Raw genomic sequence first — 17061 nt, forward strand, 5'->3', positions numbered from 1 at the left:
TGGACTCCCTTTCAGCTGGGGACGTAACCCAGCCTTTTGTCGACCACGTTGTCCAGTGGACGACCGTCGATCCACTTCCGGAAATTCTCGGCGAACGTGGCGATCAGATCACCGCGCCAGCCGATCACGTCACCGGAATTGTGGGGCGTGAGTTGGACATTGGGCAGATCCCACAGCGCGTGACCGGGCGGTAGCGGCTCGGGATCGACGACATCGAGCGCCGCACCGGCGATGCTGCCGTTGCGCAGTGCGGCGACGAGATCGTCTGTCACTACTAGTTCCCCACGGCCGACGTTGACGAAACGGGCATGCGGCTTCATCGCGGCAAACGCCCGGCCGTCGAACAGGTGCCGCGTCTGCGGCGTGAGCGGCGCGACGGCGACGACATAGTCCGCCGCGGGCAGTTCGGCGTGCAGATCGGTCCCGATGGTGCCGAAATCCGGGTCGTCGGCGCAGCCGCGCCGCCCCAGACCCCGGACGTCCATGCCGGCGCCGCGCAGCATCCGGGCGATGGCCCGGCCGATAGACCCCGTGCCGACGACGAGTACCGTGGCGCCGGAGAGCCGCTCCGACTCCCGGTGGCGCCACTCGTGGCGCTGTTGCAGCCGCCACGACTCGGGCAGGTCCTTGGCGAAGTTCAGGATCTGGGCGAGCACGTACTCGGCGATCGGCCCGTCGAACATGCCGCGGGTGTTGGTGACGACGACATCGCTGTCGACCAGCTCGTCGAACATCACCGCGTCGACGCCGGTGGCACCGACGTGCACCCAGCGCAGCCGGTCCGCCGCCGGCCAGGCGCCGGGGACCGCAGTACTCGTGAAGTCGTACACGAACAGCACGTCGGCACCATGCAACGCCTCGGCGAGCTCGCCCGCCGCGGCGTAGCGGACCTCGGCCCGCTCGGACACCGGGCGCATGAGCCCCGCATCGGGCCTGGTGCCATCGTGAAGAACGGTGACTATTTGGCCCTCAACCACATTGACAGGCTAGAAAGACATCGTATGATTGTCAACAATCCGATCGTGTGCGGAGGAATACCCAGCTGAACGCGAGAGGGGCCCTCGTAGTGGAACTCAACTTTCCCGACATCGACGGCCCGGTCGCACAGCGGGGCATCGGGATCATCGCGCCGTTCGACCTGGCGCTGGAGCGCGAACTGTGGCGCTGGGCGCCCCTCGAGGTGAGCCTGCACCTGGCCCGCACACCCTACGAACCGGTGCCGGTATCGGTGGCGATGGCGGAGCTGGTGTCGAACGCGGCGCACCTCACCGCGGCCACCCGCGACGTGCTGCACGTCGAACCGGAGGTGATCGCCTACCTGTGCAGCTCCGGCAGCTTCATCAAGGGGCTGGAATACGAGCAGTCGCTGCGCGAGACCATCTGCGCGGCCGGCGCTCCCGACGCGGTGACGACCTCGGGCGCCCTGATCGAGGCGATCAGCCGCCTGGACCTGTCCCGGATCTCGGTCCTCACGCCCTACGACGAGATCCTCACCGGCAAGCTCCACGAATTCCTCGCGGAGGGCGGCTGCGAGGTCGTCCGCTCCGATCATCTCGGTCTCGGCGGCGGTATCTGGAAGGTCAGCTACCGCACCATCGCCGAACGCATCATCAACGCCGACGATCCGCAGGCCCAGGCCATCTTCGTCAGCTGCACCAACCTACCCACCTACGACCTGGTGGAACCGCTCGAACAGGCCCTCGGCAAACCGGTGCTCACCGCCAACCAGCTCACCATGTGGGCATGCCTGGGCCGCATGAAACTGCCCATGATGGGGCCCGGCAAGTGGCTCCAGGACGTCTTCTAGGGGAATCGATCGTGCAGACACCCACCATCGGCTTCATCTACCCCGACCACGCGGCCGAGGACGACTTCCCGCGCGCCGCCGAACTTCTCGGCGCCCGGTTGCAGGTGGCCCACATCTACGGCACCGACCTGCACGCCGTGCCCGAACTGCTCGATCTGGGCAGCCCCGGCAAGCTGCGCCAGGGCGCCGAACTGCTGGCCCCGCACCGGCCGAGCGCCGTCGTGTGGGCCTGCACCTCGGGCAGTTTCGTCTACGGCCCGGACGGCGCGCGCGAGCAGGTGCGCGGGCTCTCGGAGGCGGCGGGGGTGCCCGCGTCGAGCACCAGCTTCGCGTTCGTGAACGCCGCTCGGGCGCTGGGCATCTCGTCGGTCGCGGTGTGCGCCAGCTATCCCGACGACGTCGCCCGGCTGTTCGTCGACTTCCTTGCCGCCGAGGGCATCCGGGTGCTGTCGATGTCCAGCGCGGGTATCGACACCGCGGCCGAGGTCGGCACGCTGACCGACGAGCAGGTGCTGAAACTCGCTGTCGCCAACGATCATCCGGATGCCCAGGCGCTGTTGATCCCGGACACCGCCATGCATACGGTGGCAGTGCTGCCGGAGCTGGAGACCACGCTCGGCAAGCCGGTGCTCACCGCGAATCAGGTCACGATCTGGGAGGGGATCCGGCTGGCCGGCCATCCGCCCCGGCAGGCCCCGATCTCGCCGGGGCTCGGCACGCTCTTCTCGGAAAGGCTCATCGATGTCGGTGATTGAATTCGAGCCGGTGAACCGGCAATCCACGGCGGAGATGATCGCGGACCGGCTGCGCACCGCCATCATGCGCGGCGTCCTGCCGCCCGGCACGCAGCTGGTCGAGGCCGACCTGGCCACCCAGTTCGACGTCTCGCGCGGGCCGCTGCGCGAGGCCATGCAGCGGCTGGTGTCCGAGGGGCTGCTGCACAGCATCCGGCACCGCGGCATCTTCGTCATAGAGCTGACCTTCGACGACGTGCAGGACGTGTATCGCGCCCGCACCGCGCTGGAGGGCGGCGCACTCGAGCTGATTCTCGACGGCCGCCGCGACATCGCCTATACCGCACTGGAACCCAGCATCACCGCGATGCGGGCCCGGGCCGAGGCAGGTGACGCGGCCGGGGTGTCCGATGCCGACCAGGCCTTCCACGAGGCCCTGGTCGACAGCGCCGACAGTCCCCGGCTGGCACATGCGGCCCGCACGCTGTTCATAGAGACCCGAATGTGCCTGGGCGCCTTGGAAACCGCGTACCCCGACGTGCGCGCGCAGGTCCAGGAACATGCCGACCTGCGCGAGGCGATCGGCTCCGGCGCCCCGGCCCGCGCCCGCAAGCTGTTGATCGACCACATGAACGACGCCGTGGAGCGGCTGCGCGACCGGATGTGAACTACGCACCGTCGCACCGACTCCGGTCGTCGCTTCCGCCTGTCCTCCGTCATCGCGGCCGATTCAGCAGGCGGAATCAATCGATCAGGCCGCGGGGGCGGACGACGAAGACCGGTGCGGAACGCTTGCCCTTCTCCTCCAGGAGGGCGATGGCGCGGCCGTCGGTGGTCAGGGCGGCGTGTATGCCCTCGACGCCGATGGGGTCGAGCCAGCGGCCGTCGCGCAGGGCTTCTTCCTCGGCGGCCGTGACGGTCCGGTGCGGGAAGGCCAGGCGGGCAGCCGAATCGACGTCCAGGTTCAGTGTGGCGTCGTCGGACAGCTGGTCCAGGGTGCGGGCGTGGTCGAGGGTGAACGGGCCGACGCGGGTGCGACGCAATGCGGTGAGATGGCCGCCGACGCCCAGGGTTTCGCCGAGATCGCGGGCCAAGGCGCGGACGTAGGTGCCCGACGAGCACTCCACGACCACGTCCAGATCGACGAACGAGGTTGTGCCCGTGTCGATGTCGCGGCGCTCCAGGATGTCGAACCGGTCGACCGTGACCGGGCGGGCGGGCAGCTCCACGTCCTCGCCCGCGCGGGCTCGGGCGTAGGCGCGCTCACCGCCCACCTTGATCGCGCTGACCGTGGCGGGAACCTGCTGGATATCGCCGGTCAATGCGGTTGCGCCGGAAGCTATGTCGGCATCGGCGACATGCGCGGCGGAGGTCGTCGACAGGACCTCCCCCTCGGCGTCGTCGGTGACCGTCGACTGCCCCAGCCGGACGGTCGCGGTGTAGGCCTTGGTGGTGAGGCTGAGCAGGCCCAGCATCTTGGTGGCCCGCTCCACGCCCAGCACCAGCACGCCGGTCGCCATCGGATCCAGCGTGCCCGCATGCCCGATTTTCCGGGTGCGCAGCAGCTTTCGAGCCCGCGAGACCACGTCGTGACTGGTCATGCCGCCGTCCTTGTCGACGATCAACAGGCCGCCGAGCGCGTTCACCAGCGGGGTGCGCTGTTCACCCATCAGCCCGTCACGATCGCGGTCAGGATCAGCCCGTCGCTGATCAGCCAGCGGCCGTCGAACGAGATCAGGGGCGCCCCACCATCATTGGTCTGCCCGGGCACCAGCAGCTCGCTGCGAAACGTGCCACCGCTACCGGAGTCGTCGACCGTGAACGTGATGTGCGCGTCCTCGAAACCCAGCCAGCGCAGCGTCAGCGGGAACCACGCCTTGTAGGTGGCCTCCTTGGCGCAGAACAGCAGCCGGTCCAGGTGCAGCCCGGTCGCCGGGATCGCGCCCTGCAACCAGTTGCGCTCGGCCGGCAGGCTCACCGAGTCCAGCACGCCCTCGGGCAGCGTGTCGTGCGGTTCGGCGTCGATACCGACCGAACGCCAGCGCAACCGATGTGCCAGCGCCGCGGCCCGATAACCATCGCAGTGCGTGAGGCTGCCGACGACCCCCGTCGGGAACAACGGCATCCCCCGCTCCCCCTTGCCGATGGCCACCGGCTGCTCCCCCAGCTCCGCCAGCGCCTCCCGCGCGCAGTGCCGCGCCCCGATGAAATCCCGCCGCCGCTTCTCGACCGAGTTCGCGATCAGGTGCTCCTCCCCCGGATGCGCCCGCAAATCCTCCGGATACCGCACCAGTTCGGCCGCGGCTACGCCCTCGGGCAGAATCCTGCCGATGATCTGCGGCTGTACCTGCGCGTCGATGACCGCCTCCTGACTCGACCAACTTGCCTTCCCGAGAGTAGCCGAGGGTGTGGGCGGGTCATCCGCACCGGTTCGAGATTCAGGTCAGCACCAGACCAAGTTCTTGTAGTCGGCCGAGGCGACGATGTGCCAGGACGCGTGATTGCCCGCGTCGAGAGGCTTGCAGTCGACTTCGCTGTCGTTGGTGAGCACGATCTTGGCATTCCTGCCCGCCAGATTTCCACAACCGTCGACCCGAACGTGCAGCTGCTTGACCGGTGCCGTATCCGGATCTGCCCAGTAGAAGGGCGTGCATCCGGCCTGTGTGCGGACCGGCCCGGCCGCCGGATCGACCGGTGCGGCCGTGCTCATACCACCGGCCAGGGCGGCCATGCTCGCGGCGACGCTCACGGCCACGCTGATTTTCCGAAACATGAAGGGACTCCTCTCGAGACTCGGACCGCACCATGCGGCCCGGCCGAACCGTATGAGGAGCCGACGATCTCCCACATCGGTATATCCCGTAGGTATATGCCGGTGAGCTTCCTAGGAAGGCATTCCGGGCAGGGTGATTCGATCAGCCGGGCGCGTCCACCCGGCGGCTGCGGGCGCCGCCGCGGCGCGGCCGTCGCGAATGTTCCCTGGAAACCCAGTCGCGGCGGTCGTGCGGCACGAAGCCGATGATGTCCTCGCGCGAGGTGATCGTCAGCTTCTGCAGGATCGATGTCACCTGCGTATTGACGGTCTTGATCGAGGTGCCCCGCCGCGCCCCGATCGCGCTGTTCGGCCAGCCCGCGGCGGCGAGTATCGCGACGTCCTGTTCGGCGCCGGTCAGGGTGTGCCAGGTGTCGGCAACGGTCCGAGCGGGCACCGATTCCTGCGGTGTGTCGTCCGTGGCACCCAGTGCGAGACGCCGCATCTCGGCGGATTCGAGGCTCAGGCGCGATCCCCGGATGCGCGCGGTATCGAGTGCCGGCCGGCCCAGCACGCCGCAGGCGACCTCCAGCGCCCGCGTCGATTCGCCGGCGAAGGGCGCGACCTCGACCGTGCCCAATCTCGTTCCCAACGTCGCGGACGCACCTGCGAGACAGGCGATTTCGGTGGCCAGGGCACTCCGTCGGAAGTCACCGGTGGCCGCGTCCGCGATGATCTCCGTCAGCGACCACATCCGAATGTTCACCGCCCACAACACTCCCCACAGATCGCGCCGAGGAAGCTGGTAGGCCAGGGCAGAGCGCAGCGCGGTCAATGCCTCCGCCGGGGCGCCGTGCTTGGTCAAGGCGATGGCCCGGGCGAGTTCGGCCCAGGACTTCGCCCACCGCGCACCCGAATTCGTCGTGCGTTCGAGGTGGTTGCGAGTGGCGTCGAGCGCGTGGCGGGCGGTGCCGAAGAATGCCGTGGCGACGGACGCGAACAGTGAACTCAGCGATTCGCCGCCGCGATCGCCCTGTGCGGCGTACTTGTCCCGTGCGCGGGCCAGCACGACGGCCGAGCCCGCATCGCATCTGCGCAGCAATAGAAAAGCACCCCAAGCGAATTCGACCGCAGCGGGTAGTTCGATGTCGGTTTCGGGACGGTCCCGCCAGCCGTTTCGGACCTCCGGCGCCGAAACGCACGCACCGGCACACCGGTCGAGCAACTCTGCCGCCCGGTCGTCGCGGCCCTCCCACAGGGAGATCCACGCGATCGAGGCCATCGCCGTGATCCGCAGTTCCCCGCCTGCCTCCGGCACGTCGCGGGTGGACTCCAGCGCGCGTTCGGTCCACCGCCGAGTGGTGTGCAGCAGATCGTTGAAGAACGGGGCGCGCAGTGCGATCAACGCGGTCGCCGTCTCCAGTCCGAGCCCGCCCGCACCGGCGATCGTGGTGCTCCGCTCGATCGCGAGCCGGATGTCCTCCCACGCATGCCGGACCCATTCCATCAGGTCGTGCTCGGCGGGACTGCACCAGTGCGCCTGGGCGTGCACGACCTTGTCGCGGTGGTACCGCAGATGCCGCTCGGCCAGCCGCCGCGGTTCGTCCGCCGCACCGCCGGAGCGCTCCCGCAGTCGTTGGCGCGCGAACAGCCGGAGGCTCTCGACGAGGCTGTACCGGACGGCGGTGGGCGTGATGTGCGCCGACACCAGTGAGCGGTCGGTGAGCCGGTGGAGTACGTCCCGGATTTCCGACGGGGCCAGGTACGGGCCCGCGGCCTGCCCGACGGGCGGATCGTCGGCGCAGACGGCCTCGATGGCCTCCGGTTCGGCGCCGGTGTCGCCGAGTCCGGTGTCGCCGTGGTTACCGGGAGCGAAGACCGACATCCGCTCGAACAGCAGGCGTTCCTTGTCGTCACACAGCTCGTAGGACCACGCGATGACGTCGCCGATGGTCCGATGCCGGTTGTCGGTACCCACGCGCGGCCCGTGCCGCCACTGCATCCGCCCGTCGTCCTCATCGCCGCTGAGCTGCCGCAGGATCATCGGCAGCGGTTCGTAGAACGCGCGGGCGGCAGCCAGCCGAATGAACAGCGGGTGCCCGTGCATCCGGTGGCAGATCCGCTCGGCCACCTCGATCTGGTCCGCCCCGGTGACCGGATGGCCGGTCAGTTCGGCGCGCTGCCGGAACAGGTCGAGGGCCTGGGGCCGGGTCAGCGGCGGGACCTGTAGCAGGCGCTCGTCTACCCAGCCCACCGGCTCACGACTGGTGGCCAGGATGGTCGCACCGTCCACCGCGGCGAGTAGTTCGGCGATCACCGGACCGACGGCGTCGAGCACGTGCTCGCAGTTGTCCAGCACCAGCACCGTCGGCAGGCTGCGGCCGGTCGCATCGGTCCTGGACAGGGTGTCGACGAGGGTCTGCCAGGTCGACGAGCCGGCGAACCCGGGAAGCACCGTGGCGGCGATCGCCTCCGCGACGGCCGCCGGATCGGAATCGGGCGCGAGCCGTGCCAGCCGCAGGTAATGGACCGGAATTCGGGTCGCGGTGCGCAGCCGGCGCACGGCCTCCGCGGCGAGCCTGGTCTTGCCGATTCCGCCGGATCCGATCAGCGTGATCAACCGCTGAGGCCCCAGCAGGAGGGTGGTGAGTTCGGCCAGTTCCGCATCCCGCCCTACGAAGCCCTCGGTGGCGATCGGCAGATCGCTCGGACTGTCTTGGTGCCGCACAGTCATGCGGATCACGGTAGCCGTTCCTTATCCACCGGCCGGATGTGGTGACGCCCCGGCACCCGAGAGGGGCTCGTAGGTATCCCTCGGAGGGACCTACCGATGCGGTCCGATTGCGGTGTCGGCACACTCTCCAACCGGTCATCGGAACAGATGAAGGAATATTCATGCGATCGACGAATACGGTGGTACAACCGCGCGGGAGTGCCGTGGATACGGCACCCACCGATCGGTACACGAGGGGTACGGCCGGATCGCCGAGTAGTCTGCCGAGGTTCTGGCATGTTCCCGCCGGCGCTCGTTCCTGTATACGTGCGAGATGGAGATCACCGAGCGCGGCGAATTCCATTCATACCGGGTGCCGATTCACTTCAGCGCCAACGAGAAACACACTCCGACCTCCGGAAGCACGATCGTCCACAGCGAGCCGATGACCCTGGCCGACTTCGAGGGCGTCCGCACCGAGACAGACGTCTCCATGACCACCGACATCCTCACCCGAGGCGTCCTCGCGGGCATCCAGAATTGACGGCAGCGGGACGCCCGGCGCTCTTCGAAATCAAGGAACGCTCCCGGTCACACCGACAACCGTAGACACGAAACAGGCAATGGAGTTCGCGGACCGGCTCGACCCGGATCGTCGTGAGCGGTGCTACGTCGGTATCGACATGTCATACGGGACCGCACTCCTCTCGGCCCGTATCCCGTATGTGCGAGCAGGAGAACAGCCCCCTGGTGATCCGTGTACCGAAGTCCGCCGCATCAGCGCCGAGCTGGTGAAGAACCTTTCCTGAGAGGAGAGCCGACAGACCGTCGGCGAGACCGGTCGAGAAGGGACCGGGCCGGCGCCGGCACGGTCCCGGATAAACCTTTGGCGGCGGCGTGGACGGCTCCCCTACAGTCACGATCATGGAATCCACGTACCTGCGCCGCGCCGTCGCGGCGGACGAACCGTTCCTCTGGGCCATGCTGTTCGAGGCTGCCCACGCCGGTGAGCAGGGCATGGCCGTGGACGACCTGCGAGCGGTTCCGGACCTCGCCCGCTACGTCGAAAACTGGGGCACCGCAGGTGATCTCGGCATCATCGGCGGCACCGAACCCGACGCACCCGCGGGCGCCGCGTGGATCCGCCGATTCACCGCCGACAACGCGGCCTACGGCTATATCGACGACCACACCCCCGAGCTGGCCATCGGCGTGACCCCGCAGGCCCGCGGCACCGGCCTGGGCACCGCACTGCTGACCCGCCTGCTCGATGACGCGGCACCCCACCACGACGCCATCTGCCTGAGCGTGCGCGAGACCAATCCGGCCCGACGGCTCTACGAACGACTCGGCTTCCAGCCGGTACCCGGTTCGGAGAAGACCAACCGGGCGGGCACCACCAGCGTCACGATGATACGTAAGCTGCGCTGAAGACCTCGGCCCGCCGGATTCCGAAACGAATCCTGGTTCCTCCGATCACGATTCCGGAGGCGGGGAGCCGAAGTCGTGATGGCGCCGATCCCCCTCGTGGAGAGGCGTCTGCGACCGGTCTCGGTAAGCCGGTTCAGGGCCGCGTCGAGGTCGGCCGTCTGGCGCATCTTCACGGCCGCGGCGCGCATTGCGGGGGCGCTCCTGAAGGTCCGCCCCTCGTGCATAAATCTGTTGAGCGACAGGGTGATCCGCCGGAATCATCGATCCGGTAGGCCGCGTCGCCGTCCAGGCCGCCGGAGTATGCGCCACCAGCGTCCGGTGCTCCGTGCCGGTGCCGGGAGGCCGCTGTCACGGGCGAAGGCAACGGCGTCGGCTTCGGTGCCGATCTTCGGCCGAGCATGCGCCCACGTGATGTAACGGGTGGTGAATTCGGGGCCGCAGTCCCGCACGAGACGCGGAAAACGTTGTGCCACTTCGCGAGCGCGTTTGCGCAGCACTGCGTTTGTCGTGACGGCCAGGATATCGGGATCGAATCCGTCGGGGGCCGGTCCACCGGCGACGAGTGCACGCACCAGCGCGACCTGGCGATCCGCCAATCCTGCGCCCGGCACGCTGTCGGTCATACGATTCACCCGGGCCGGTTCGCCGTTGGTGTGTGCCCTCGCTCCGGCGGACGGTGGAGGCGCCGAAACCGGCGGTGAAGGGCTCACACCGAAGATCTCGCGAGCGCCGGCGGTGAGCGACGGACGGCCGCAGGCGGTGGCGAGAGCGTCGAGTTCATCGAACAGTTCGGCGGCGGTCGGGTAGTTGCCGTCGCGCTCGAGCATCAGCGGAACCTGATGGCGCGCAGTGAATTCCGATACCAGATCCAGCACGGCGCGGGGGACGGGGTCGGTATGGGTGTCGTGGTAGTACCCGTCGGCCTCTCGACCGCCCGCGACATGGCAGTAGGCGATACGCTCGGTGGGCAGGCGCCCCAGTTCGGTGTGCGGGTCCAGGCCGCGGTTACACGCATCGGCATAGACGTTGGCGATGTCGATCAGCAGGTACACGCCGGTGCGTTCGACGAGTTCGGCCAGGAACTCCGCCTCGGTGTAGCACCGCTCGGGCCAGTCGAACAGTGCGGCGATGTTCTCCACCGCGAGGGGAACGTCCAGACCTGCTCGAGTCCGGGTTATGTTGCGCACCAGTACATCCAGGGCCTCGCGGGTGCGTGGCACCGGCAGCAGATGCCCCGCCTCGACGCCCTCGGCGCGGACGAACGCGATGTGCTCGCTGACCAGCGGCGCGCGCAGCGTGCGAGCACAGGCGGCCAGGTGCGCGACCCGGCCGCCGTCGACCGGGTCGGTACCGCCCAGCGACAGCGAGATACCGTGGGGCACCACCGGAACGCCGCGGTCCCGCAACCGCCGCAACTCGTCGGGTACGCTTACCGAACTCCCTTGGGGCGACAGCGATTCGGCGATCACCTCGCAGAACCCCAGCCCGTCGAGCGCATCGATCAGTCCGCAGATCTCGGGCCGCCAGCCGAGTCCCATCGCACCGTCGGACAGCCGGCGCTCATCCACCGCATCCGCCGCCGTCACCACCACCGCCGCCGGAATCGCCTCCCCCGGAGCCGCCGGAGGAGGTAGACACGCTGAACCCGAGCATCTGGGTCGTGGCGACGAGCGCCGGATCTATCGACCGCACCGCCGTGACACCGAACAGCGCCACGGCCAGGGCCACACTGGCCGGTCCGTAGGATCCGAACGACGGATGATTTTTCGGATCCAGGTATCCGTGCCGGTCGCGATCTCCGTTCAGCGCTGCCCGCCCGCGTGCGGTGACGGCGGGCGCCTTCGAAAGCAGCAGGCCGACTATCACCAGAACGAAGAGAACGAATACCAGGAATCCGATCGGCTTGCCTCCGCGAGATCCGTCGAATGCGCGCAGCACCCCCACGATCACGACGAGCCACACCGGAACAGCGGTGCGCCGCACCTTCTTCCGCAACCCGGAGTCCGGTAGATAGCCTCGGTCGAGCAGCCAATTGTGTTGTGCCGCCAGGGCATTCCGGATACCGAAGCGACGGCGGGCGACCGGACCGGACAGCGAATCATGCAGCATGCAGGCGAACCGGTCGAAGGCGGGCGGCTGTTCCGCGGGACTCCGCGGCCGGATCGGCGTACCGGCGGAATCGATGAGACCGTGACCGCGCAGATAGGCCAGCCCGGTCAGCACGGTGCGCGGATTGCCGCTCAGGGCAGCGAGTTCGGTAGGGCTGAGCCGATCGGGAACTGTCTCGTCCTGATCCTTCAGCACCCGCCACCGCAGCACGGATCCGACGATCACCGCCACCACGCCGAGCGGGATGTACAGCAGGAGAAACTCCGGACCGGACAGACCCCAAGTGTCGCCGGCCGACGGCAGGGCAGCCGTCCGGCTCAGAGCGTGGAGCATCGAAGGTCACCTTACGAGCGGGTATGACAACCTGCCGACACTGTTACACGGCACCGGGCCGGTTGCAGGCAGAATTGACTACCACCGAACCGATCTGCCGTGATTCACCAGTTCCGACAACCGATTTCCGAGGAATATCACCCGCGGCCCGCGGTAGTGTTAACCCAATCCGCGGCGGCGGTCCGCCTTCTGGCGCATCTCCATGGCGGCGGCGCGCATTGCGGGGGTGATCTTGAAGTGTCCGCCCCATTCGTTCAGGTCGTCGGGGCCGTATTCCGGGTCGGGCAGGATCTGGCGTAGCAGCTTGTCGGGGAGGCCGCGGCGCTGCCATTCGCGCGGGTAGCCCAGCGACACCTCTTCGTGGCGGACGCCGTCGTAGAAGGTGGTGCGCGGGATGTGCAGGTGGCCGTAGATCGAGCAGACCGTGTTGTAGCGGGTGTGCCAGTCGGCGGTCAGTTCCGTGCCGCACCACAGCGAGAACTCGGGATAGAACAGCATCCGGGTGGGCTCGCGGTTGAGCGGGAAATGGTTGATCAGCACCACGGGGGTGTCGGGTCCGAGTTCGTCCAGGCGGCGCTGGGTGTACTGGACCCGCGCATGGCACCAGGCGTCGCGAGTCACGTACGGCTCCGGCGACAGCAGGAACTCGTCCGTCGCAACGACATTGCGGTCGCGGGCGATGGCCATCGCCTCGGCCTTCGTGGTGGCGCCGCTCGGCCGCCACGAGTAGTCGTAGAGCACGAACAACGGTGCCACCGTGACCGCGCCGCCGTACTGCTCGGCGCCGGCGCCCTCCCAGACCGGGAACGGATCCTCCGGCGTCAGCACGTCCAGGTCGCGGCACATCGTTACCAGATAGTCGTAGCGGGAGGCGCCGTGCATCTGCACCGGGTCCTTGGTGGTGGTCCACAGTTCGTGATTGCCCGGCACCCAGATCACCTTGGCGAACCGCTCGCGCAGGAGCCGGAGCGCCCACCGGATGTCGTCGGACTTCTCGGCCACATCCCCCGCAACGATCAGCCAGTCCTCGGGTGAGTCCGCCACGATCTGCTCGACGACGGGCTTGTTGCCCTGGTGCCCGACATGAATGTCGCTCACCGCCATCAGCTTCGGAACCACCCGGAACCACCTCTCTACTCGCACGCACCATCCCCGGAAACGGCGACGGCCCCCTCCAGATTCCCACGCCCGCCCGACACCGTCCCACCGGGGAACGATCACGCCGAACAGACCGGGCAAACCAACTGGCCAGAATGCTGCCGGGTCTTTTTATCCGCAGCGTGTTACCTCGCACCGCGCGGGATCTCCGCACCCACCCTGGCCCAGCGACCCGACAGCGCCCGGACGCTCACTGCAACTGTACGCAGCACGATGAACAGGGACAGGCCGGTCCAGATTCCGGCGATGCCCCAATCGAAGGCCAGCGACAGCCAGATGACCGGCAGGAAGCCGATCAGCGCCGCGCCCATGGTGGTGTTGCGCAGGTAGATCGCGTCGCCCGCACCGAGCAGTACACCGTCGAGCGCGAACACCACGCCGGCGATCGGGATGATGGCGACGAAGAACCACCAGATGACCTCGGTGCGATCGATGACCTGCGGATCGGTGGTGAACAGCGCCGGCACCACCGCATAGCCCGCGGCGAAGCAGGCCGCCAGCGCGATCGCGAACAGCAGCGACCAGACCGTGACCCGCCGGGCCAGCCGCTCGGCTCCGGGCACATTCCCGGCGCCGAGCGCCGCACCCGTCAGCGTCTGCGCCGCGATGGCCAGCGAATCCAGCGTCAGTGTCAGGAAATTCCACAGCTGCAGCACCAGTTGGTGCGCGGCCACCGAGGCCGCGCCGAACCGCGACGCCACCGCACCGGCCGATACGAAACACGCCTGGAAGGCCAGGCTGCGCACGATCAGATCCCGCCCCAGCACCAGCTGCGCCCGCATGATCGCCGGCTGCGGAGCCAGCGAGACCCGCTCGGAGCGCTCCGGCACGAACAGGCATTCCCGCACCAGCGCACCGAGGAACAGCACCGCCGCGACGGCCTGCCCGATCACATTGGCGATGGCCGACCCCTCCAGTTCCAGCCGCGGCGCGCCGAGCAGCCCGTGCACGAGAATCGGGCACAGGACGGCCGAAATACCCAGTCCCACAACCACATACGCGAGCGGCCGCCGGGTCTGCTGCACCCCGCGCAACCACCCGTTCCCGGCCATCGTCAGCAGAATCAGCGGCACACCGATCAACGCGATCCGCAACCAGCCCAGCGCCGCGTCGACGATGTCGGCGCCGCCGGCGATCAGCTCGGTGATCGGGCGCGCGAGGACTTCCAGCACGACGAGGATCGCCAGCCCGATCCCGATCGCCGTCCAGCTCGCCTGCACCCCCTCCTGAACCGCCCCCGGCCGATCCCCCGACCCGAACCGCCGTGCCGACCGCGCGGTGGTGCCATAGGTCAGAAACGTCAACTGCGTACTGACCTGCCCGAGAATCAACCCACCCACCGCCAGCCCGGCGAGCGCCAACGCCCCCAGCCGCCCCACGACAGCCATATCCCATAGCAGGTAGATCGGTTCGGCGACAAGCACACCCAGCGTCGGGACGGCGATCCCCAGGATCCTCCGCGGCCCGGCGTCGGCCGAATCCTCCGTGTCTGCGGGCGCGGCAACAACCGCGCCCTCCGCTTCCTCACGCCCCTGCCGCTCCGTCATCGCGGCACACCCCCTTCCTCCCCCGGCCCGCACCCGATCACCCGACCTCCCGCTCGTCTCATCGCGAGATCACCATCGCACAGCCCACCGACACGAGGGGATCAACCCAACAGCATCGGTAGCACCTAGTAGCACCGTGCAGCACCACAGCGTATTCTCGACCCATGAGCGCCGAACCCGAGATCACCCAAAGAGACCTGCGCAATCGGTCCAAAGAGATCATGGATGCTGTTCAGGAAGGACAGTCGTTCACGGTTACCCGCGACGGCCATCGCATTGCCGAACTGATACCGATCCGGCGGCGTCGACGTTTCGTCAGTCGCGAAGAATTCGCTGCCATGTCGCGCAACGCTCCGGCCATCGATCCTGATGCCTTTCGCGCCGATCAGGATGCTGCATTCGATCACGAGGTGACCAGCCCGTATGAACGATGACAAGGCCGATGCAGGCTTGCTCGATACGAACATCCTGATCCTCCGCGGACATCTGGACCCCGCCGAACTACCGGCACAGATGGCTATCACTGCGGTCACCCTCGCCGAGTTGTCCTCCGGGCCACACGAAGTGCGCAGCAACAACGAGCAAAACGACTACGACGAACACGAGGAGCGTGCCCGCAGAATGGATGTCCTGCAGCGCGCAGAAAGCGAGTTCGACCCGATACCCTTCGATGCCGAGGCTGCGCGCACGTATGGACGAATCGCGGCAGCAACCGTCGCAGCCGGTCGAAAACCACGGCGCCGTATCGCGGACCTGATGATCGCCGCCGTCGCGGTCGCCGAGAACCTCCCGCTGTACACGACCAATCCGGACGACTATCGCGGACTCGACAAGTTGCTCACCGTCGTACCGATTGCCCGCCCGGAAATCTGACCGACTATCCCCGCAGCTCCGCCAGGAGCGCTGCCACCAATTCCTCCGGTGTGCCCTCGGTCGTGTAGCCGGCCGCGTAACGGTGTCCGCCGCCGCCCAACCGCGTGGCCACCCGGGCCACGTCGACGCCGTCGTCCAGGCCGACGCCGGTGTCGCGGGAGCGTAGCGAGACCGTCCACTGGCCCGGCGTGGTGCGTGACTCCTTGAACACCGCGGCGATCGCGGCCTCGGAGGTGGTGCGGACGACGTCGATGACGCTCTCCACCTCCTCCGAGCGCAGGCCGGTGATGTCGTCGCGGTGCACGAACGCGTACACCAGCCCGGCACCGGCCGCCGCGTCGGGTTCCAGGTGGGCCGAGCCCAGCACCCGCGACAGCATCGGCAGCCAGCCGAACGGGTGGGTGTCCATGAGCGTCCGGGTGATGCCCGCACCGTCTATTCCGGTCGACAGCAAACGTTCGGCAAGCCGATGGGTGCCCGGTCCGGCCCACCGGAAGCAGCCGGTGTCGGTGACCAGGCCCGCGAACAGGCAATGCGCCACCGAACGATCGATCGGCTCATCCCAGGCGTCGAATACCCGGGCCAGCAGGCTGGTCGTCGACTCGGCCGTCTCGTCTATCACGTTCACGGTGCCGAAGCGGGTATTGGAGCGATGGTGGTCGAGCACCAGAGTCGTTGCGGCACCGGCGATCCGATCGGCCAACCGGCCGAGTCGTCCGGCGCTGCCGCAGTCGACGGCGACCAGCAGATCCACCTCCGCCGGCACCTGGCCGGGCGGCACCAGGAACTCCACCCCCGGCAGCGACCGCATCGAGGCCGGCAGCTCGGCCGGCTCGGCGAACGACACCCGGACCGGAATCCCGCGCCGGTGCAGCACCTGCGCCAGTGCCAGCCCGCTGCCGACGGTGTCGGCATCGGGCTGCACGTGACACAGCACCGTCGCCGATCGCGCGGCGTCCAGAACCTCGACGGCCGCGGCGAGATCCGCCGTCGGCGTAACAGCTGTCATAGCACGTAGCTCACTTCTCTGGCGTCGGAATCGAACCCGCCGCGCTGCCGCGGCCCGCGTTCGGGGAGCCCGACGATTCCGTCGCCCACCACCCTACGGTGGTCAGTCTTCCTCGTCGCTCTTATAGGGATCGGCTTCGCCGGCGTAGGTCGCGTTCGCCGCCACCTGCGCCACCTGGTCGTCGGCCGCTCGGGCCTTGGCCAGCAGCTCCTCCATCTGCCGTGCCGCATCCGGGACGGTGTCCAGGACGAAACTCAGCGTGGGAGTGAACTTGATACCGGTGGCGGCGCCCACCTTCGAACGCAGCACGCCCGTGGCCTTCTCCAGCCCGGCCGCGGCACCGGTGAAATCCGGTTCGGCGTCGATGGTCTCGCCCATCACCGTGTAGTAGACGGTGGCGTCGCGCAGGTCGCCGGTCACCTTCGCGTCGGTGACCGTGACGAAGCGCAGCCGCGGGTCCTTGATCTCGTACTCGATCGCGGTACCGACGACGGTGACGATGCGTTTCGCGAGCCGGCGTGCCCTGGCCTGATCCACCATGGCCGACCCTCCTTGTCTGTTTGTTCACTGGCGACGGTAGCGCGGGCTCGACGCT

The 17061-nt window shown here is 68.3% G+C and carries 17 protein-coding genes and 1 pseudogene; 7 read left to right on the top strand and 11 right to left on the bottom strand.

The features are described 5' to 3' along the window. Positions 1–11: 11 nt before the first annotated feature. The gene (locus tag D892_RS0137660; protein WP_024806201.1) at positions 12–917 is read right to left on the bottom strand and encodes a D-2-hydroxyacid dehydrogenase; all 906 of its coding nucleotides are present in this window, start codon (positions 915–917) and stop codon (positions 12–14) included. Between the two features lie 149 nt (positions 918–1066). Here D892_RS0137660 and D892_RS0137665 point away from each other — a divergent pair, with 149 nt between their 5' ends. Genes D892_RS0137665 through D892_RS43110 form a run of 3 tightly spaced genes read left to right on the top strand, consistent with a single transcriptional unit; the run spans position 1067 to position 3208 of the window. After that, positions 1067–1807 (top strand): Asp/Glu/hydantoin racemase, encoded by a 741-nt coding sequence (locus D892_RS0137665; protein ID WP_024806202.1) that lies wholly within the window; start codon positions 1067–1069, stop codon positions 1805–1807. 11 nt (positions 1808–1818) lie between these two features. Next, a complete protein-coding gene (locus D892_RS0137670; protein WP_024806203.1) occupies positions 1819–2562 on the top strand; it encodes a maleate cis-trans isomerase in 744 nt (247 codons plus the stop codon). Continuing rightward, positions 2549–3208, top strand: a complete 660-nt coding sequence (locus D892_RS43110) for a GntR family transcriptional regulator (protein ID WP_036571302.1) — start codon at positions 2549–2551, stop codon at positions 3206–3208. The genes D892_RS0137670 and D892_RS43110 overlap by 14 nt, the downstream gene beginning before the upstream one ends. A gap of 76 nt (positions 3209–3284) precedes the next feature. Here D892_RS43110 and truB read toward each other — a convergent pair whose 3' ends face one another. The 4 genes from truB to D892_RS0137695 form a co-directional block, all read right to left on the bottom strand. Further along, entirely contained in the window at positions 3285–4211 is a 927-nt protein-coding gene (gene truB / locus D892_RS0137680; RefSeq protein WP_024806204.1) for a tRNA pseudouridine(55) synthase TruB, read from the bottom strand. Continuing rightward, on the bottom strand, positions 4211–4876 hold the full coding sequence (npt, locus tag D892_RS0137685; RefSeq protein ID WP_024806205.1) for a 4'-phosphopantetheinyl transferase Npt: 666 nt from the start codon (positions 4874–4876) through the stop codon (positions 4211–4213). Before npt ends, truB begins: the two co-directional genes overlap by 1 nt. A 108-nt stretch (positions 4877–4984) precedes the next feature. Beyond that, positions 4985–5314, bottom strand: a complete 330-nt coding sequence (locus D892_RS0137690) for a hypothetical protein (RefSeq protein WP_024806206.1) — start codon at positions 5312–5314, stop codon at positions 4985–4987. Between the two features lie 142 nt (positions 5315–5456). After that, positions 5457–8027, bottom strand: coding sequence for an AAA family ATPase (locus D892_RS0137695; protein ID WP_156959875.1), 2571 nt, complete (start codon positions 8025–8027; stop codon positions 5457–5459). Positions 8028–8340: 313 nt separating this feature from the next. Here D892_RS0137695 and D892_RS0137700 point away from each other — a divergent pair, with 313 nt between their 5' ends. Together D892_RS0137700 and D892_RS0137705 are read left to right on the top strand one after the other, a co-directional pair. Further along, a complete protein-coding gene (locus D892_RS0137700) occupies positions 8341–8550 on the top strand; it encodes a hypothetical protein (RefSeq protein ID WP_024806208.1) in 210 nt (69 codons plus the stop codon). Positions 8551–8930: 380 nt separating this feature from the next. After that, positions 8931–9437 carry a GNAT family N-acetyltransferase gene (locus tag D892_RS0137705; protein WP_024806209.1) on the top strand — a complete coding sequence of 169 codons (507 nt, stop codon included), beginning with the start codon at positions 8931–8933 and terminating at the stop codon, positions 9435–9437. A gap of 725 nt (positions 9438–10162) precedes the next feature. Here the strand turns inward: D892_RS0137705 and D892_RS48120 are convergent. The 4 genes and pseudogenes from D892_RS48120 to D892_RS0137725 form a co-directional block, all read right to left on the bottom strand. Next, positions 10163–10975: pseudogene (locus D892_RS48120) on the bottom strand (DUF692 domain-containing protein); the annotation flags it as partial. Between the two features lie 22 nt (positions 10976–10997). Then, positions 10998–11879, bottom strand: a complete 882-nt coding sequence (locus D892_RS0137715; RefSeq protein WP_024806211.1) for a TIGR04222 domain-containing membrane protein — start codon at positions 11877–11879, stop codon at positions 10998–11000. 159 nt (positions 11880–12038) lie between these two features. Next, complete coding sequence (locus D892_RS0137720; RefSeq protein WP_024806212.1) at positions 12039–12998, bottom strand: metallophosphoesterase; 960 nt, start codon at positions 12996–12998, stop codon at positions 12039–12041. A gap of 164 nt (positions 12999–13162) precedes the next feature. Then, the gene (locus D892_RS0137725) at positions 13163–14584 is read right to left on the bottom strand and encodes an MATE family efflux transporter (RefSeq protein WP_024806213.1); all 1422 of its coding nucleotides are present in this window, start codon (positions 14582–14584) and stop codon (positions 13163–13165) included. 164 nt (positions 14585–14748) lie between these two features. Between D892_RS0137725 and D892_RS0137730 the strand changes: the two genes are divergently transcribed. Both D892_RS0137730 and D892_RS43120 read left to right on the top strand, forming a co-directional pair. Continuing rightward, positions 14749–15018 (top strand): type II toxin-antitoxin system Phd/YefM family antitoxin, encoded by a 270-nt coding sequence (locus D892_RS0137730; protein ID WP_024806214.1) that lies wholly within the window; start codon positions 14749–14751, stop codon positions 15016–15018. Beyond that, complete coding sequence (locus tag D892_RS43120; protein WP_036567778.1) at positions 15008–15457, top strand: type II toxin-antitoxin system VapC family toxin; 450 nt, start codon at positions 15008–15010, stop codon at positions 15455–15457. The genes D892_RS0137730 and D892_RS43120 overlap by 11 nt, the downstream gene beginning before the upstream one ends. 4 nt (positions 15458–15461) lie before the next feature. On the opposite strand, the gene D892_RS0137740 is transcribed toward D892_RS43120, so the two are convergent. Both D892_RS0137740 and rbfA read right to left on the bottom strand, forming a co-directional pair. Next, complete coding sequence (locus D892_RS0137740) at positions 15462–16466, bottom strand: bifunctional oligoribonuclease/PAP phosphatase NrnA (protein WP_024806215.1); 1005 nt, start codon at positions 16464–16466, stop codon at positions 15462–15464. A gap of 102 nt (positions 16467–16568) precedes the next feature. Further along, positions 16569–17006, bottom strand: coding sequence for a 30S ribosome-binding factor RbfA (gene rbfA, locus D892_RS0137745; protein WP_024806216.1), 438 nt, complete (start codon positions 17004–17006; stop codon positions 16569–16571). Between the last annotated feature and the right edge of the window lie 55 nt (positions 17007–17061).

The sequence above is a fragment of the Nocardia sp. BMG51109 genome, from assembly GCF_000526215.1.
Taxonomy (GTDB): Bacteria; Actinomycetota; Actinomycetes; order Mycobacteriales; family Mycobacteriaceae; genus Nocardia.

What these genes read in the sequence shown, in the direction of transcription:
- D892_RS0137660 (WP_024806201.1), bottom strand. Translation starts at nt 917, where the DNA reads ATGCGCCCGGTGTCCGAGCGGGCCGAGGTCCGCTACGCCGCGGCGGGC.
- D892_RS43110 (WP_036571302.1), top strand. Translation starts at nt 2,549, where the DNA reads ATGTCGGTGATTGAATTCGAGCCGGTGAACCGGCAATCCACGGCGGAG.
- truB (WP_024806204.1), bottom strand. Translation starts at nt 4,211, where the DNA reads ATGGGTGAACAGCGCACCCCGCTGGTGAACGCGCTCGGCGGCCTGTTG.
- D892_RS0137690 (WP_024806206.1), bottom strand. Translation starts at nt 5,314, where the DNA reads ATGTTTCGGAAAATCAGCGTGGCCGTGAGCGTCGCCGCGAGCATGGCC.
- D892_RS0137695 (WP_156959875.1), bottom strand. Translation starts at nt 8,027, where the DNA reads ATGACTGTGCGGCACCAAGACAGTCCGAGCGATCTGCCGATCGCCACC.
- D892_RS0137700 (WP_024806208.1), top strand. Translation starts at nt 8,341, where the DNA reads ATGGAGATCACCGAGCGCGGCGAATTCCATTCATACCGGGTGCCGATT.
- D892_RS0137705 (WP_024806209.1), top strand. Translation starts at nt 8,931, where the DNA reads ATGGAATCCACGTACCTGCGCCGCGCCGTCGCGGCGGACGAACCGTTC.
- D892_RS0137715 (WP_024806211.1), bottom strand. Translation starts at nt 11,879, where the DNA reads ATGCTCCACGCTCTGAGCCGGACGGCTGCCCTGCCGTCGGCCGGCGAC.
- D892_RS0137725 (WP_024806213.1), bottom strand. Translation starts at nt 14,584, where the DNA reads ATGACGGAGCGGCAGGGGCGTGAGGAAGCGGAGGGCGCGGTTGTTGCC.
- D892_RS0137730 (WP_024806214.1), top strand. Translation starts at nt 14,749, where the DNA reads ATGAGCGCCGAACCCGAGATCACCCAAAGAGACCTGCGCAATCGGTCC.
- D892_RS43120 (WP_036567778.1), top strand. Translation starts at nt 15,008, where the DNA reads ATGAACGATGACAAGGCCGATGCAGGCTTGCTCGATACGAACATCCTG.
- D892_RS0137740 (WP_024806215.1), bottom strand. Translation starts at nt 16,466, where the DNA reads ATGACAGCTGTTACGCCGACGGCGGATCTCGCCGCGGCCGTCGAGGTT.
- rbfA (WP_024806216.1), bottom strand. Translation starts at nt 17,006, where the DNA reads ATGGTGGATCAGGCCAGGGCACGCCGGCTCGCGAAACGCATCGTCACC.